We start from the raw sequence: 15,981 nt of genomic DNA on the forward strand, positions 1-15,981 counted from the left end.
TCCAGTCGTTCGGGCATTTTTCGGGTGGTTTACGCGACCTCTGTCTCGCCTCGAATGCGGTCGAGCGTGGGCACGAGCGACAGCAACTCCTGCGTATAGGGATGCTGCGGCGATTGAAAAAGAGCCTCGGCCGCCGCTTCCTCGACAAGCTTGCCAGACTTCATCACGGCGATGCGGTCGCACATCTGGCGCACCACCGCGAGGTCGTGGCTGATGAGAAGGAGGGTCAGGCCGGTCGCGTCGCGCAAGTCCTTCAACAGGTTGAGAATCTGCGCCTGCACCGAGACGTCGAGGGACGAGGTCGGCTCGTCGCAGACGATAAGACGGGGCCTGGCGCCGAGCGCACGCGCAATCGACAGGCGTTGTCGTTGGCCGCCCGAAAATGCGTGCGCGTAGCGGCCGGCCGAATCCGCATCGAGCCCCACGGCCTCGATGAGCTGCGCCACGTCGCTCTCGGCCTCGGCGCGGCTAGGGGCGAGACGATAGAACAGGATCGGCTCGGCAAGGATCGAACCGATGCGGATGCGGCTGTTGAGCGATGAATAGGGGTCCTGAAAAATCATCTGGATCGCCTGCCGCAGCGGCCCGACGCGGCGGATTCCACCCTCGCCGGCGACAGGCTTGCCCTGATACAGAACGCGGCCCGACGTCGGCTTGACGAGTCCGGCGACCACGTTGGCGATGGTGGTCTTGCCGCAGCCCGACTCGCCTACAAGGCCGAAAACCTCTCCGCTGCGCACCTTGAAGCTCACATTGTCGACCGCACGGAAGCGGTGGCCCTTCGATCCCGGGATCAGACCGCTGGTCACATAATCGACGCAGAGATTCTCGACCGACAGGATTTCGGATCCGTCGATTGTCGCGTCGGCGCGAAACGCCTTGGCGCGGATGGCTTCGCGCGCATCGGCCGCGCGACCCTTGGCCTCTTCGCCAACGACCGGAAAGCGGTCGAGCCGCATGTCGATGCGCGGCACGGCGCCGATGAGCGCTTTCGCATATTCGGCCTTGGGATGACGCAGCACTTCCGCGGTCGGGCCGCTCTCGACGACCTTGCCGCGATGCATGATGGTGACGCGGTCGGCGATCTGCGCCACCACGCCCATGTTGTGGGTGACGAGGAGAATGCCAATCCGGCGGTTATCGGCGAGATCGCGCAGGAGCTTGAGGATCTGCGCCTGAACCGAAACGTCGAGCGCAGTGGTGGGCTCGTCGGCCACCACCAGGGTGGGATCGCATGACAGGGCCGCCGCGATGACCACGCGCTGCCGCTGTCCGCCGGACAATTGATGCGGATAGGCCTTGAGACGGCGCTCCGGCTCGGGGATGCCCACGGCCTTCATCAGTTCGAGCGCGCGGACGCGAGAGGCAGCCCTGTCCATCTTGAGATGGGTCCGCAATGTTTCGGTGAGCTGGCTCTCGACCGTGAAGAGCGGATTGAGGCTCGTCATCGGATCCTGGAAGACAGCGCCCACGTCACGGCCGAGGACGACGCCATCGGCTGATCCGCTCGTTGGGTCGAGTAGCTTGCCGCCGATATGGATCGAACCGGAGGCGATGCGGCCAGGCTTTTCCAGAAGCCCCATGACGGCATTGCCGATAGTGGTCTTGCCGGCTCCGGATTCGCCGACGAGCGCGTGAATTTCACCGGGTTGGATGATAAGCGACGCGTTCTCGACGGCCGTGAAGAGGCCGCCGTTGGCGAGCGGGTATTCGACCCGGAGGTTGTCGATTTCGAGAACGGGCGGCTGTCGATTGCTCATCGTTTCACCCGCAATTTGGGATTGAAGCGGTCGCGCAGCCAATCGCCGACGACGTTTACCGCGAGAACAAGCAGCACGAGCGTGAGGGCCGGGAAGAGCGCGATCCACCAAATCCCGGAGAAGACGAATTCGTTGCCGATGCGGATCAGCGTTCCGAGCGACGGATAGGTCGGCGGCATGCCGACGCCGAGAAACGACAAGGTGGCCTCGGTCAGAACCGCGGCGGCTAGATTGATCGTGGCGATCACCAGTACCGGGCCCATGACGTTGGGCAAGATATGCCGCAGCATGATGCGGCGGCCGGGGAGGCCGATCACCTTGACGGCCTTCACATAATCCTTCGCGGTTTCCACCATGGTGGCGGCACGGACGGTGCGCGCATATTGCACCCATTCGTGGATCGCGATGGCGCAGATGAGGATGAGGGGCGCCCACTCGGCCGTGCCGGCCTGCGGAAACAGCGCGCGGGCGATTCCGCTGACGAGCAGCGCCAGCAGGATCGTCGGGAAGCTCAGGATCACGTCGCCGATGCGCATGATCAGCGCGTCGATCCGGCCGCCGAAATAGCCGGCGATGAGACCCAAGAAGACGCCGATGGAGGCCGCCAGCAGCACGGCGCCGCCGCCGATGGCGATCGACACGCGGGCGCCGTACATCATGGCGGACAGAAGATCGCGCCCCTGATTGTCGGTGCCGAGAAGGAACCGACTGTCGCCATCTGCTGTGAAGGCCGGCGGAATCTCCGCATTGATCAGCTCGAAGGTGGAAAGATCGGTTGGATCATAAGGCGCCAGCCAGCCCGCGAGCAGGGCGCAGCCGACGATGACGAGCGCCAGCAAAGCCGCCAGCATCACGGAAATCGGAGCGCCGATGCGCATGATCAGGTTTGGAGAAGCGAGCGTGTTCATGCGGACCTCGCGCGCAGCCGCGGATCGACGACAGCGTAGAGGATGTCGACGATCGTGTTGATGATGACGAAGAGCAGACCGACGAACAGAAGGTAGGCCGCCATGACGGGAATGTCGGCGAAGCTTACAGCCTGGATGAAGAGCAATCCCATCCCAGGCCACTGGAACACGGTTTCGGTGACGATCGCGAAGGCGATCAGCGAGCCGATCTGCAATCCCGTGACAGTGATGACAGGCATCAGTGCATTGCGCAAAGCCAGACGGAAATGGATGTAGCGCATCGGTAATCCGCGCGCCTTGGCGAAGCGGATATAGTCGGTCGACAGCACGTCGATCATCTCGGAGCGCACCAGCCGCATGATCAGCGTCAGCTGGTACAGAGCCAGCGTAATGCCGGGCAGGATGAGAGATTTAAGGCCGCTCCAGGTCAGAAACCCGGTCGACCACCAGCCGATCTCCACCACCTGACCCCGCCCGAACGAGGGCAGCCAGCCAAGAGTGACGGCAAAAACCAGGATCAGCACGATCCCGGTGACGAAGGTTGGCGTCGAAATGCCGATGAGGGACACGGCCTGCACAAGGCGCGCCGCAGCACCGCTTGGCCTCAGCGCACACAGCACACCCAGCGGAATGCCAAGCGCCAGCGACAGGAAAGTCGCGACGATCACCAATTCCATGGTGGCCGGCAGGCGTTCGGCGATCAGCTCCGTCACCGGACGCTGATTGCGATAGCTGATGCCGAGATCACCCGAGAGGGTGCGCTTGAGGAAACCGCCATATTGGACAACGAACGACTGATCGAGCCCGAGTGAGCGGCGCAGCGCCTGTTTTTCCTCGATCGGCGCATTCTCACGCGACATGCTGGCGACAGGGTCGCCCACATAGCGGAACATCACGAACGACACCGCCGAGACGACCAGCATCACGAGCGCTGCTTGGCCGATGCGGGAGAGAATGACTTTAAACATGGTTTTCACCCGCGGCCCGCATCGCCAGGATGCGGGCCGGCCCGTCCGGAAACGGGGCTATTTGATGGTTGCGAACCAGAGACGGACATACTCGTCCGGAAACTGGGGCACATCGACGCCGTCCCGCACAGCCCAGGCGACGGGCTGCTGGTGGAGCGGAATATACGCGACGTCGTCATGGGCGACCTTCAGGGCCTCCACCAGCATCCCGCGGCGCTTGGTCTCATCGAGTTCCGATGCGGATTTGCGGGTCAGCTCTTCGATCTTCGGGTTCGTATAAGTGCTGGAATTCGAGCCGCCGTGGCCGTCCTTCTGAGCCGCGAGCAGCGACGAGAGCACACTGAACCCATCCATGGGCGGAAGCGTCGCCCAGCCGACCATCGACACGTCGAATTCGCCGCGATCCTGACGCGGGAAATACGTGGCGCGGGATTCGGTCTGCAACTCGGTCTGGATTCCCGCGCGCGTCCACATGGCGGCGATCGCCACGCAGGTCTGTTCGTCGTTGATGTAGCGATCGTTCGGGCAGTTGAGCTTCACCTTGAAGCCGTTCGGATAACCCGCCTCCGCGAGCAGCGCCTTCGCCCTGTTGGTATCGTAGGCAAGAATCGCATCGTTTTCCTTGGCATAGCCGGGGACCGGCGGCGCAACGAGAGTGCCGGTATTGCGCGACTTGTCGCGCATGACGCGCTTCTTGATGGTTTCCATGTCGATGGCGTGCCACATGGCCTGGCGCACCTTCGGATCGAGAAGCGGGTTCTTCTGCCCCGGCATGGCCTTCAATTCAGGCCGGAAATTGAGCGACAGCATGATGAGGCGCAGCGAAGGCTCTTCGATCACCTTGAAGCCGGAGGCCGAGCCGATCCGTCCCAGGTCCTGCAGCGGAGCCGGTGCGATCAGGTCGAGTTCACCTGAAAGCAGAGCCGCAACGCGGGTCGCGTCGGACTTGACCGGCTTGAACTCGATCCGCGTCAGATTGTGCTGGGGCTTGTCCCACCAGTCCGGGTTGACGACGAAGTTCGTGCCCGCATCCGGCTTGTAGGATTCGACCTTGAAGGGACCTGTGCCGACAGCCGTCGTCGAGGCCGCCGTGGTGACGCCGGTTGCGATGTTGCCGGGCTTCAGCGCGCCGTTCGCCTCCATCCATTCCTTGTCGAGAATGTAGACCCCTGCGAGATCGTTCAGCAGGAGCGGGTAGGGGCCGTCCGTGACGATGTCGACGGTGAAATCGTCGACCTTCTCCGCCTTGCGAACCGTTGCAATATTGCCGCGGGCGCGAGCACCCGGATCGAGAAGGCGTGCGAACGAGGCGACGACGTCATCCGCCGTGAAAGGATTGCCGTTGTGGAACTTGACGTCACGGCGCAGCTCGAAGCGCCAGGTGTCCGGTTTCACGTTCTTCCAGCTCACTGCGAGCGCGGGTTCGAGTTCCAGAGTGCGCCCGCGGCGCACTAATGGGTCGAACACATGGTGCAGCATGCTCGTGGTGAAGCTCTCGGTGTGGGCATAGGGATCGAGCGTCGTGACATCGGTGGGAGACGACCACCGGAGGGTCTTGGCCTCGGCGGAAGCGCTCATGAGAGCGCCCGCGGCGACCGACAGGGTGACGGCAAGCTTGATGTTCATTGATAGCCTCCCAATCCTTCTGGACTGTCATTATTGGATACAATGAATAAAAAATTTGCATACAATGCGTTCGACGTCAACGGCGGCGCGGTTTGAATGTGTGGTTATTTGGGGCCAGGAGTTCATTGGCCGCACACGGTTTCACCGGCGGCTGTCCCGAGAGGGTCGATGGTCGATGGCCCCTAGGGGCCGCGTCACGGGATCGGGCAGGCCCGGCCGCAACGGTACGACGGTCCTTACTTTGCGTAGTAGTCGAGGATAGTGCGGATATCGCGGTGCTTGTCGGTCGTCGAGGACAGGAGCGCGCGCTCGGTGACGGCTTCGAGATGATGGCCCATGCTGGCGACAGCGCGCGTTCCATCCCGCGCGCGCAGGGCGTCAACGATCTGCTGGTGCTCGTTCAGCGAGCAATCCGACGAATGGGGACGGCCATAGAGAGCCAGAATCAACGAGCAGCGCGAGACGACCTCATCCACGTAGCGTGACAGGACCGAGTTGCCGGCGAGATCCGCCAGCAGGATATGGAACTCACCCGCAAGCCTGATCGAAGCGGGGCCGTCATTGGGGGTGGCCTTGTTTTCCAGCGCGATGTGCCTTTCCAGGCGCTCGATATCGCTGTCGGTGACCTTGTCGGCCAGACGGGTGAGGACCTGCCGCTCGAGGCACATGCGGGCCTCGAAGACATCGTGCGCCTCGGACAGGCTCGGCTGGGCGATCGCCGCGCCCTTGTTCGGCTGCAAATCCACGAGTCCTTCGACATTCAAGCGGGCAAGAGCCGTGCGAACAATGGTGCGACTGACGCCGAACCGGTCCCCGATCAGATCCTCCGTCAGTTTGTCGCCAGGCATTAAAGCCTGTTCGATAATAGCGCGGCGAAGGCCGTAATAGACGGACTCGCTCCGAGGGCTTTTGGTTTTGGGTTTGCTGGGGGGCATGGTCACAGGGGCTGGTGAAACGAAATGAGGTCTCCACCACTTTGCATCCATTTTGCTCTCGCACAATCGCGAAATCTGGCCTACAGATTGTCCCCATCATTGTATACGAAATGTAGGAATCGGCAAGCTCCGGGCACGCGGCACCCATGAGGTGATGGGGAGCGGACCCGAAATTTCGGGCGGAATGGAGAAAAGAGAGAATGATGAGCGGCAACTTGATCATGACGAACGTGCGGCCGATGGGCGCCGACGCAACGAGCATCACCATCACGAAAGGCCGCATCACCGGTTATGGCGAAGCCGTGCGTGACGACGCGGACACTCTCGATGGCGATGGCGCGATCCTGATTCCGGGCCTCGTCGAAGCCCACACGCATCTCGACAAGACGCTGTTGGGGATGCCCTGGTATCATAACGATGTCGGGCCGCGGCTGATCGACAAGATCGAAAACGAGCGCGCGCAGAAGCGTCTTCTTGGAATCGACCCGGCGCGGCAGTCAGAGCGGCAGGCTCTCCTGTCATCATCTCTCGGCTCGACCCACATCCGCTCCCATGTGGACGTCGACACGGATCTCGGACTCGCTGGCATCGAGGGCGTACTCGAGACGCGCGAAAAGCTTCGCGACATCGTCGACATCGAGATCGTGGCCTTCCCGCAGAGCGGGATGCTGGTTCGCCCCGGCACCGTGGCGTTGATGGACCAGGCGATGAAACTCGGCGCCCAGGTGGTCGGCGGTCTCGATCCCTCGGCAATCGATCGCGATCCGAAGGGTCACCTGGACGTGGTGTTCGAACTGGCCGAGCGCTACGGCCGCCCCGTCGATATCCACCTGCATGAGACCGGTGAACTTGGCGCATTCTCTATGGAATTGATCGTCGAGCGCACGAAGGCACTCGGCATGCAGGGTCACGTCACCGTCAGCCATGCCTTCTGCCTCGGAATGCCCGACCAGGATTATGTGGCGGCGCTGATCGACGCGCTCGCCGAAGCCCGCGTTCACATCCTCACCACGGCACCGGCCTTCAAATCCGTGCCGCCGGTGAAGCGCTTGATGGATGCGGGCGTCGTGGTCGGAGCGGGGTCGGACGGTGTCAGGGACACCTGGGGGCCCTATGGCAATGCCGACATGCTGGAGCGGGCCGTGTTCGTCGGTCTGCGCAACAATTTCCGCCGCGACGACGAAGTCGCCATGGCGCTTGAGACCTGCACCCATGGCGGCGCGCGGATGATGGAGTGCGAGGGCTACGGCCTGGAGCCCGGATGCAGCGCCGATCTTGTGCTGCTCGACGGTGAGACCCTTGCCGAGGCTGTCGTCGCCCGCAGGCCGCGCAAGGCCGTGATCAAGTCCGGCCGCATTGTCGCGCAAGACGGCAAGTCGATCATGACCGCGCCGTAAACGCGTCGAGGGCCGAGTGCAAGCAGCGCGCGATCGTAGTTCGGGCGCTGCCGCGACCGGCGGAAACGTAAAACCGGCGGATCATGGCCCCCGGCCACACCGATGCGGTCACTGATCCAGTTCTTCGCAGACGAAGCGGTTGCTGACCACGTCGAAGCCGGTCCGCGGCGGCGCTGTGGGCAACGAAGCTTCGGGCCTGTCGCGGGCAAGGAGCTGACCATGGCCACTTGTTCCGACACGTTCGCCATCGCGACAAATAACGGTGCCCCTTACCATCGTGGTCACGGGCATGCCGGTCACCTGGCGGCCGTCGTAGGGTGTCCAGCCGAGACCATCGTGCAACGTGTCGGGCGAAATGGTCATGCGTCGCTTTGCGTCCCACAGGACGATGTCTGCATCGGCGCCGAGCGCAATGACGCCCTTGCGTCCGCTTAAGCCGTAGAGACGTGCGGGCTCGGTGGCGGTTACCTCGACAAATCGTTCTAGGGAAAGACGGCCACCGACGACCCCTTCCGAGAAGATCAACGGGAGGCGGGTTTCAAGACCCGGCATGCCATATTGCACTCTGTTGAACGCGCTGTCGGGGCCGTCTCTAAGCTTGCCGTCCGGTCCCTCCATCTCGAAGGCTGAGTGGTCAGATGACAGGATCGAGAGTGTTCCGTCCGCAAGCGCGGACCAGACCGCATCCTGGTTCGTCTTGTCACGCAGCGGCGGGCTGCAGCAGAATTTGGCGGCCTCGAATGCAGGCTGCCTGAGAGAATCGGCAGTCAGGACGAGATATTGCGGACAGGTTTCGGCATAGACAGGCATGCCGCGATTTCTCGCCCAACGGACCTGCTCCACGGCGTCGGCGCTCGACATGTGGACGAGCAGGATCGGGACATTTACGAGCTCCGCCAGGGACACCGCGTGGTGGACGGCATCCCGTTCAGCCAACGAGGGGCGCGCGGTCGCCAGATGTTGGATTTGTCTATGCCCGGATTGCAGAAGTCGATCCGTGAACCAGGCGATCAGGTCGTGGCTTTCCGCATGAATCAAAGGCATCGCGCCCTCCCGCCGAATTGCGGTGAGCACATCCAGCGCAGCCCGATCGTCGAGGCGAAGAGCATCGTAGGTGAGATAAATCTTGACCGAGGTGAAACCCTCGTCGACCAGCGCCGGCAGGTCATGGTCGAGGGTCTGCGCTGTGGCATCCGTCAGGATGAGATGGAAACCATAATCCACGACGGATTTGCCGTGCGCGCGGCTTTTGTAGTCCTCGACGACGGCGCGCAGGCTTTGCCCCCGATGTTGGGCCGCAAACGAGATCAGCGTGGTCGTGCCACCAAAGGCTGCAGCAACGCTGGCGCTTTCAAAGTCATCCGCTGTGCGAGCCCCGCTTGAGACCATTTGATCGATGTGGCAATGGGCATCGACGCCGCCGGGCAAAACCAGCAATCCCCGGGCATCGATCGTTTCCCCTGCGGCGGAAAGTCCGGGGCCGATCGCGGCGATCCGGCCGCCTCGAATGCCCACATCCGTGTCTTCTGTGCCGCGCGAAGTAACGACCCGGCCGTGACGAATGACGACATCGAATGGTTCGGTGCTCATGGTAAATCCTCGGGCTTCAATCGGTGAGGGAGCCGCGCCTCATCATCGACGCGAGGCACTTGATCGTTTCGCAACGAGAAGAAGCCATCTCCGGCTTCTTCCTACGAATGGACGACTGCCTTGTTCTGCATCCGGGAGACGAGCCGGACGAAGGGCCAGAACATGATGAAATACACGATCGCCGCAGCCACGAGCGGCGTCGGATTGTAGAGCAGTCCTTGCGCCAGTTGGGCCGATCGCAGCAGTTCCTGCAGCGCTACAGCCGAGGCGATCGACGTTTGCTTGACGAGTTCCACCGTGTTGCTCACGAGATCGGGAAGAACGTTGCGTGTCCCCTGCGGCACCACCACATAGGCCATGCTCTGCGCCCAATTGAGCCCCGTCGAGCGGGCGGCCTCACGCTGGCCCTTGGGCACGGATTCGAGGCCGGCGCGAAAAATTTCGGCGAAATAGCTCGAACCGTTGAGGGTCAGGGCGAGAACCGCAGCTGCGAACTCGCCGAGATTCACTCCAAGGAATGGCAGCCCGAAGAAGATGAAGATGAGCAGCACCAGTGGCGGAATGGCCCGCATGGTGTCCACGTAGGACACGAGCAGCATACGCACCAGCTTGCTGCGCGAATCCTGCGCCATGGCGATGCCTACGCCGAGTGCGATCGAGAGCGGCACTGCAACGGCCGCCAGACCGAGAGTCATCCAGAGACCCTGCAGCAGCAGCGGCCAGACCTCCAGCAACACATCCCAATTGAAAAAGGTGGTGACGAACTCGGTCATCATCATCTCGGATGTGCGTAGACCCGTTCCAGCCACCGCGTGAACCGCACGAAGGGCAGGAAGAGGACGAGAAAAAGAAGCGCGCCGACCGTCAGCGCCGTGGGATTGGCGACGTTCGATTGGATACTCGACGTCACATTGAGAAGTTCGGGTACCGCAACAACCGACCCGAGGGTGGTCCCCTTGCTGATTCCGATCGCCCGGTTGGTGAGCGGCGGGATCGACATCCTGACCACTTGTGGCAGCACGATGTAGGCGAGGGTCTGTGTGAAGTTCAGGCCCGTCGATCGGCCTGCCTCCCATTGCCCCTTTGCAACTGAGCTGATGCCGGCCCAGAAGATTTCCTCGGAGAAGGCCGAAAGAACGATCGCGAGCGCCATCACGGTTGCGGTAATGGGCTCCAGCACGAGACCGAAATAGGGAAGGGCGAAATACGCCAGAACGATCAGCACGAGTTGCGGGATCGAGCGAAAGAAATCGATGTAGAAAATGATCAGGATGTTTAGCGGCCTGATGCCATAGAGACGCACGATCGCGATCAGGAGGCCGAGCGGAATGCCGATCACGACCGTGAGGATCGACATCTGAATGGTGATGAGGAAGCCTCTGAGGATGTCCGGCCAATAGGCCGCCATTAGCGGGAAATCGAAGAAGTACCTGATGATCTGATCCATTGGATCGTCAGCTCTTGGTACGCGTCAAGAACTCGCGGATCCGCGGATGCTCAGGTGCGACGAGGATTTCTTCGGGCGTGCCTTCTGCCAACACGACGCCGTGATCCATGAACACCACCCGGTCGGCGACCTCGCGGGCAAACTGCATTTCATGCGTGACCACCACCATGGTCATCCCCAGTTCCTTGGTGCGGACCATCACGTTGAGCACCTCGCCGACCAGTTCAGGATCGAGCGCGGACGTGGGTTCGTCGAACAGGATGACGTCAGGTTCCAACGCCATGGCGCGGGCGATCCCCACCCGCTGCTGCTGGCCACCGGACAGTTGCGCCGGATAGGAATCGGCCTTTTGACCCAAGCCGACAAGTTCGAGGTGCCGGCGGCCCTTTTCGTTGGCCTCGGCCTTCGAAAGGCCCGCGACCTTGCGCAGCGCGAGCGTCACGTTGCCGAGCGCGGTCTTGTGTGGATAGAGGTTGATACTCTGGAAGACCATCCCGATCCGGCGGCGAAGGGCGTTCAAATCGACGCCCTTGCCGGTCACCTCGTGGCCGCCGACGAAAATGTGACCCTCCGTCGGCTCTTCAAGGCGATTGATGCAGCGCAAGCAGGTGCTTTTGCCCGACCCGGACGAACCGACAATCACGACGGCCTCGCCCTTCTTGACGTCGAGGTTCACGTTCCGAAGAACCTCGACCGAACCGAAGGTCTTGCCCAGGCCCCGGATGACAACGCTGTCCTCCAGGGTGCTTCGCCCCCGCTCGCTCACTGTCATTTGCAGGCGGCCTTGCGCTCGGTCGCATCGTAGCCCTCGAAATCGGGAGCGCCCGTGCCAGGATACACCTTGCTGGTGGAGGAAGCAGCATCCGGCGCCACACCGAACCACTTCTCGTGGATCTTGGCGAGCGTGCCGTCGCTCTTGAGGCATTCGACGGCTTGTTCGACCTGTGCGCGGAACGCCGTGTCTTCCTTGCGGAAGGCGATGCCGAAATTGCGACCGCTGTCGAGGACAAAGGCGACCTCGGCTGCCGGTGTCTGCGTGGCGACATAGCGCGATACGGGCACGTCGGCCACGTTGGCGAAGGCGCGACCGATCATGACCGCCTGGACCGCGTCGGCATTCTTGTTATAGCGTTGGATGGTGAAGCCGTACTTGGCCTCGTTGTCGGTCAGCCACTTGTCCGAGATGCTACCGTTGTTGACGGTGAGCGCCTTCCCCTTCAATTCCTCAAGGCTGGCAATCTTGCTCCCTTTCTTGACGAGAAAACCCAAGCCTGTCGGCATATAGGGTTCGCTGAAGAGCATCTGCGCGGCACGTTCGCTGGTGATGTTTGTCGGCGCCGGGATCATCTCGTAGCGCTTTGAAAACATGCCGGCGAAGATCGCCGAGAAATTCGCATCCGTCACCTCGACGCCTGGACGACCGAGTTTCTTGGCGATGGCATCGGCGAAATCATAGGTAAAGCCGGTGACCTCTCCCGAGGCTGTCTTGAAACAGAAGGGAGCAAAGCCAAGATCGCAGGCGACCTTCAGCTTCTCGCCAGCGGGGTGATCGGCGTCCTGCGCCACAACAGGAAACGACAACAAAGCGGCGACGGCAAAACCCTGAACGGCGGCGCGAGCGGCCTTGATCGGCAAACACCTCATAGCATGGTTCCCTTTATCGTTGATCGAATGAGAAGCGCGTCCAACCATTACCCTAACAGGTCAAATCCATTCCCTGCCTATTACTTGTTGTGCCCCGGGCATAACATGACGTTAAGTCGATCGTCCGTCGCCTTCGCCCGGAATCCGGGGAGGCGGAAGTTCGCGCATCATGGCCACAAAGGCTTGCGCCATACGTGAGAGAGGCTCGAGGCGAGACGTCAAAAGATGGGCGCGTATCGGGGCCGGTGGCTCAAGCGGCCGCGACACGATGCTTGGCCAGGTGGCGCCCCGGAGCACGAACTCGTCAACGACCGCGACGCCCGCTCCCGCCTGGACCATCGCACAAGCGATGGGCGTAAAGCGGACGATGGTGTTGATGCGGATCGGCTTCATCCCCGCTCCCAGTGCGCGCTCGACCAGCAGCCCGTACGGTGTCTGCGGCCCGTAACCGATCAGCGGGTAGGGAGCAAGATCAGCCGGCCTCACGGCAGACAGGGCGGCGAGCGGATGGTCGCGCGGGCAGATAACCTGTAGCTGTCCCTCCATGATGGGTACGCATGAAATCGTCGGTTCATCGACCGGCAGCACTGAGACGCCGAGATCGACACGGTTGCCGCCGACCCGCGCGACAAGATCGTGGATCGTAAGAATTTCGAGTTCGACCCTCACATCCGAGAATCGCTCTCGAAACCGGCCGATCGCCTCGGGAACCAACGCCTGCCCGACGCTCGGGCTCGCCACCACGTGGAGCGCTCCAGTCCCGCGCTCCCGGAGTTCTTGCGCAAGCTCGTTGACTCGCAAGACACCCTGATGAACCTGATCGACTTCGGAGAAGAGGCGTCGCGCCTCCGGTGTCGGATGAACGCGACCCTTGACCCGCTCGAACAGCGTCAGGCCGAGCCGATCCTCCGTGTAGGCCAGAAGGCGGCTGATGGCAGGTTGGGACACGGATAGCAGCCGTGCCGCGCCGCTGATCGAGCCGGTCACCATCACCGCGCGGAATACCTCTATCTGCCGCAAATTGAACCGCATCGAGATAACACCTTGTTATGGCCGCTCTCGGAAATAGCATATCTCGGCGGTCGCGATAGTCTCTATGGTCAGCTCGGGAAAACACGCCGGAGGGGCCATGGCACGGATTCTGACCATCAGAGATGTGGAGGCAGCCGTTGCCGGCGGTTCGATTTATGCAGCAGGCGGCGGCGGATGGCCGGATCACGGCCGTATGCTGGGGACCGCAGCAGTCCTTGCCGGCCAACCTGAGCTTGTTTCCCTGGACGAGGTGCCCGACGATGCCATCATTGCCACCGCCGCAGCGATCGGCGCGCCCGCCGGCACCACCGAATGGGAGATGCGCGGCGTCGATTATGTACGCGCCGTCGAACTCCTTCAGGAGGCTCTCGGCAAGCCGATCTACGGCTTGATCATCGGGCAAAATGGAATGTCGAGTACGCTGAACGCCTGGTTGCCGGGGGCCATTCTCGGCACCAAGGTGATCGACGCGGTTGGTGATATCCGGGCGCATCCCACCGGCGACATGGGTTCGATCGGCCTCGCCAACAGCCCGGACGCAACCATTCAGACCGCCGCGGGCGGCAACCGATCGCGCAATTCCTATGTCGAATTGGTAGTGCGCGGCGCGACCGCAAAGGTATCGCCGATCCTACGCACCGCCTCCGACATGTCGGGCGGCTTCATCGCCTCGTGCCGCAATCCCCTCCCGGCCTCTTACGTCCGCAAACATGCTGCTCTCGGCGGCATCTCGATGGCGTTGGCGTTGGGCGAACGAATCCTTGCAGCAGAATCGAAAGGCGGAACTGCTGTCGTCGATGCTATCTGCGATGAGACGGGAGGGTCCATCATCAGGCGCGGCAGCGTCGTTTCCAAGGTTGTCCAATATACGGCGGAAGCTTTCGACATTGGAACAATCCAGGTCGGCACCGGCAAGGACGCCTGTATCCTGCATGTCATGAATGAATACATGGCAGTGACGGATCTCGAAGGTCGCCGCCTGGCAAGCTATCCGGATGTCATCACGACCCTCGACGCGGAGGGCCGCCCCATCAGTGTCGGAGCGGTGCGCGAAGGAAGGGAGCTCTTGGTCATGCGCATTCCCAAGGACCGGATCCCCTTGAGCGCCAGCGCCACCGATCCAAGCGTGTACCCGGTGGTGGAAAACGCCCTCGGCCTCGACCTCACCTCCTATGCGCTCGGCGGCGCGTCGGTTGATAACACGCAGTTATAGGGCACCACCCAATAAGCATAATTCCTCGCGAGCGGCAGCCGCTATGCTCGCACGAAATGCGCCGGAAGCTGCCGGTTAATCGAACGAACAGGTGATACTCATGAGCGATTTCGATCTCGTCCTGCGTGGCAACGTGGTTTTGTCCGACAAAATCATCGATGAGGGATATGTGGCCGTTTCCGGCGGGAAGGTGGCGGTTGTCGGAGCCGGATCTCCGCCATCAGCGCGCGACTCCCACGATTTTCGCGGCCAATGGATCATACCGGGAGCGATCGACGGCCAGGTCCATTCCGGCAGTCAGGCCAATCACGAGGGCATCGGGATGTGCTCGCGGGCGGCAGCGGCCGGTGGCGTGACGGTCATGGTCGAAATGCCTTACGACGAGCCGGAGCCTGTCACGAATACGAGGATCTTCAACGAGAAGGTCGCAACCGTCGAGCGCGATTCCCACGTGGATGTGGCGCTCTATGCGACGATCACGGTGGAGAACGGCCTTCATGCAATTCCCGGCCTGGTCGATGCCGGCGCCTGCGCGTTCAAGTTCTCGACCTTCGAGGCGAACCCGACCCGCTTCCCGCGCATCGGCGACGATACGCTGTACGAAGCGTTCAAGCTCATTGCGCCCACTGGTCTGCTTTGCGGTGTTCATAATCAGGACCAGGAGATGACGCGGCGCAACATCGCCCGTCTCATCGAGGCTGGCGACACGGGTCCCGATGCTTTCGGTCGCGCGCATACGCACCTGATCGAAAACCTTGCAACGGCGCGGATCTACGAAATCGGCGCCGAGACCGGCGCGCGTGCTCACGCGGTGCATGTTTCCACCTCACGCGGTTTCGACATCGCCAACATGTACAAGCGGGCCGGCCACAAAGCCTCGATCGAAAGCTGCGTGCAGTATTTCATGCTGAACGAAGAGGAGCACGTTCGGAAGTTCGGCGCGAAGGCGAAGCATTATCCGCCAATCCGCTCAAAGGCAGAAAGCGAACTGCTCTGGAGTCATCTGGCGGCGGGTCATTGCGACTTTATTTCATCGGATCACGTTTCTTGGGGTCTTGAGAAAAAGGGTGATCCGAACGTGTTCAAGAACACGTCGGGCGGTCCCGGCATCGAAACCCTGTTGCCGGCCTTGTGGACCGGTTGCGACGAACATGGAATTTCGCCGACGATGGTCGTCAAGCAGCTCTGCGAAGGGCCCGCGAAGGCGTTCAAACTCGCCGATAAGGGCCGTCTCGCCGCAGGTGCGGATGCAGATATTGTCGTGCTCGAACCCGGTCGTTTCCCCTTTGATCCGTCGAAGAGCCTGTCGGCGGTCCGTTGGAGCTCCTTCGAAGGGCGCGAGTTCACCGTCCGCGTCGCCGCGACATTCGTGCGCGGATCCTTGGCCTGGGACGGTTCGACAATCCGCAACGCGGCAGGCGACGGACGCTTCCTGCGTCCAGCCGCGTGATCGAGGCCGTG

14 protein-coding genes are annotated in these 15,981 nt (G+C 62.1%); 3 read left to right on the forward strand and 11 right to left on the reverse strand.

Annotation, left to right across the window (positions count from 1 at the left end; genetic code table 11):
- Nucleotides 1–29: 29 nt before the first annotated feature.
- From FEZ63_RS10410 to FEZ63_RS10430, 5 genes are all read right to left on the reverse strand, one after another.
- On the reverse strand, nt 30–1,760 hold the full coding sequence (locus FEZ63_RS10410) for a dipeptide ABC transporter ATP-binding protein (RefSeq protein ID WP_150943979.1): 1,731 nt from the start codon (nt 1,758–1,760) through the stop codon (nt 30–32).
- Complete coding sequence (locus tag FEZ63_RS10415; RefSeq protein ID WP_150943981.1) at nt 1,757–2,668, reverse strand: ABC transporter permease; 912 nt, start codon at nt 2,666–2,668, stop codon at nt 1,757–1,759. Before FEZ63_RS10415 ends, FEZ63_RS10410 begins: the two co-directional genes overlap by 4 nt.
- Nucleotides 2,665–3,636, reverse strand: a complete 972-nt coding sequence (locus tag FEZ63_RS10420) for an ABC transporter permease (protein WP_150943983.1) — start codon at nt 3,634–3,636, stop codon at nt 2,665–2,667. The genes FEZ63_RS10415 and FEZ63_RS10420 overlap by 4 nt, the downstream gene beginning before the upstream one ends.
- 57 nt (nt 3,637–3,693) lie before the next feature.
- Nucleotides 3,694–5,262, reverse strand: coding sequence for an ABC transporter substrate-binding protein (locus FEZ63_RS10425; RefSeq protein ID WP_150943985.1), 1,569 nt, complete (start codon nt 5,260–5,262; stop codon nt 3,694–3,696).
- Between the two features lie 236 nt (nt 5,263–5,498).
- On the reverse strand, nt 5,499–6,248 hold the full coding sequence (locus FEZ63_RS10430; protein ID WP_420846268.1) for a GntR family transcriptional regulator: 750 nt from the start codon (nt 6,246–6,248) through the stop codon (nt 5,499–5,501).
- Between the two features lie 152 nt (nt 6,249–6,400).
- On the opposite strand from FEZ63_RS10430, the gene FEZ63_RS10435 reads away from it, so the two are divergent.
- Nucleotides 6,401–7,594: an amidohydrolase family protein gene (locus FEZ63_RS10435; protein WP_150944191.1), complete on the forward strand. Its 1,194-nt coding sequence runs from the start codon at nt 6,401–6,403 to the stop codon at nt 7,592–7,594.
- A gap of 108 nt (nt 7,595–7,702) precedes the next feature.
- Here the strand turns inward: FEZ63_RS10435 and hydA are convergent, their stop codons facing one another.
- The 6 genes from hydA to FEZ63_RS10465 all read right to left on the reverse strand — a co-directional run bounded on the left by hydA (nt 7,703) and on the right by FEZ63_RS10465 (nt 13,307).
- Complete coding sequence (gene hydA, locus FEZ63_RS10440; protein ID WP_150943989.1) at nt 7,703–9,184, reverse strand: dihydropyrimidinase; 1,482 nt, start codon at nt 9,182–9,184, stop codon at nt 7,703–7,705.
- Nucleotides 9,185–9,285: 101 nt separating this feature from the next.
- Entirely contained in the window at nt 9,286–9,963 is a 678-nt protein-coding gene (locus FEZ63_RS10445; RefSeq protein WP_244622732.1) for an amino acid ABC transporter permease, read from the reverse strand.
- A complete protein-coding gene (locus tag FEZ63_RS10450; protein WP_150943991.1) occupies nt 9,960–10,631 on the reverse strand; it encodes an amino acid ABC transporter permease in 672 nt (223 codons plus the stop codon). Before FEZ63_RS10450 ends, FEZ63_RS10445 begins: the two co-directional genes overlap by 4 nt.
- Nucleotides 10,632–10,638: 7 nt before the next feature.
- A complete protein-coding gene (locus FEZ63_RS10455; protein ID WP_150943993.1) occupies nt 10,639–11,403 on the reverse strand; it encodes an amino acid ABC transporter ATP-binding protein in 765 nt (254 codons plus the stop codon).
- Complete coding sequence (locus FEZ63_RS10460; RefSeq protein WP_150944004.1) at nt 11,400–12,275, reverse strand: substrate-binding periplasmic protein; 876 nt, start codon at nt 12,273–12,275, stop codon at nt 11,400–11,402. Before FEZ63_RS10460 ends, FEZ63_RS10455 begins: the two co-directional genes overlap by 4 nt.
- 111 nt (nt 12,276–12,386) lie before the next feature.
- Nucleotides 12,387–13,307 (reverse strand): LysR family transcriptional regulator, encoded by a 921-nt coding sequence (locus FEZ63_RS10465; RefSeq protein ID WP_150944006.1) that lies wholly within the window; start codon nt 13,305–13,307, stop codon nt 12,387–12,389.
- A gap of 97 nt (nt 13,308–13,404) precedes the next feature.
- On the opposite strand from FEZ63_RS10465, the gene FEZ63_RS10470 reads away from it, so the two are divergent.
- Nucleotides 13,405–14,520: a DUF917 domain-containing protein gene (locus FEZ63_RS10470; RefSeq protein WP_150944008.1), complete on the forward strand. Its 1,116-nt coding sequence runs from the start codon at nt 13,405–13,407 to the stop codon at nt 14,518–14,520.
- 100 nt (nt 14,521–14,620) lie between these two features.
- The gene (locus FEZ63_RS10475; RefSeq protein WP_150944009.1) at nt 14,621–15,970 is read left to right on the forward strand and encodes a dihydroorotase; all 1,350 of its coding nucleotides are present in this window, start codon (nt 14,621–14,623) and stop codon (nt 15,968–15,970) included.
- Nucleotides 15,971–15,981: the final 11 nt, after the last annotated feature.

The organism is Microvirga brassicacearum, assembly GCF_008757455.1.
GTDB classification, from domain to species: Bacteria; Pseudomonadota; Alphaproteobacteria; order Rhizobiales; family Beijerinckiaceae; genus Microvirga; species Microvirga brassicacearum.

What these genes read in the sequence shown, in the direction of transcription:
- FEZ63_RS10455 (WP_150943993.1), bottom strand. Translation starts at nt 11,403, where the DNA reads ATGACAGTGAGCGAGCGGGGGCGAAGCACCCTGGAGGACAGCGTTGTC.
- FEZ63_RS10435 (WP_150944191.1), top strand. Translation starts at nt 6,401, where the DNA reads ATGAGCGGCAACTTGATCATGACGAACGTGCGGCCGATGGGCGCCGAC.
- FEZ63_RS10420 (WP_150943983.1), bottom strand. Translation starts at nt 3,636, where the DNA reads ATGTTTAAAGTCATTCTCTCCCGCATCGGCCAAGCAGCGCTCGTGATG.
- FEZ63_RS10475 (WP_150944009.1), top strand. Translation starts at nt 14,621, where the DNA reads ATGAGCGATTTCGATCTCGTCCTGCGTGGCAACGTGGTTTTGTCCGAC.
- FEZ63_RS10445 (WP_244622732.1), bottom strand. Translation starts at nt 9,963, where the DNA reads ATGATGATGACCGAGTTCGTCACCACCTTTTTCAATTGGGATGTGTTG.
- FEZ63_RS10425 (WP_150943985.1), bottom strand. Translation starts at nt 5,262, where the DNA reads ATGAACATCAAGCTTGCCGTCACCCTGTCGGTCGCCGCGGGCGCTCTC.
- FEZ63_RS10450 (WP_150943991.1), bottom strand. Translation starts at nt 10,631, where the DNA reads ATGGATCAGATCATCAGGTACTTCTTCGATTTCCCGCTAATGGCGGCC.
- FEZ63_RS10430 (WP_420846268.1), bottom strand. Translation starts at nt 6,248, where the DNA reads ATGGATGCAAAGTGGTGGAGACCTCATTTCGTTTCACCAGCCCCTGTG.
- FEZ63_RS10410 (WP_150943979.1), bottom strand. Translation starts at nt 1,760, where the DNA reads ATGAGCAATCGACAGCCGCCCGTTCTCGAAATCGACAACCTCCGGGTC.
- FEZ63_RS10415 (WP_150943981.1), bottom strand. Translation starts at nt 2,668, where the DNA reads ATGAACACGCTCGCTTCTCCAAACCTGATCATGCGCATCGGCGCTCCG.
- FEZ63_RS10460 (WP_150944004.1), bottom strand. Translation starts at nt 12,275, where the DNA reads ATGAGGTGTTTGCCGATCAAGGCCGCTCGCGCCGCCGTTCAGGGTTTT.
- FEZ63_RS10470 (WP_150944008.1), top strand. Translation starts at nt 13,405, where the DNA reads ATGGCACGGATTCTGACCATCAGAGATGTGGAGGCAGCCGTTGCCGGC.
- FEZ63_RS10465 (WP_150944006.1), bottom strand. Translation starts at nt 13,307, where the DNA reads ATGCGGTTCAATTTGCGGCAGATAGAGGTATTCCGCGCGGTGATGGTG.
- hydA (WP_150943989.1), bottom strand. Translation starts at nt 9,184, where the DNA reads ATGAGCACCGAACCATTCGATGTCGTCATTCGTCACGGCCGGGTCGTT.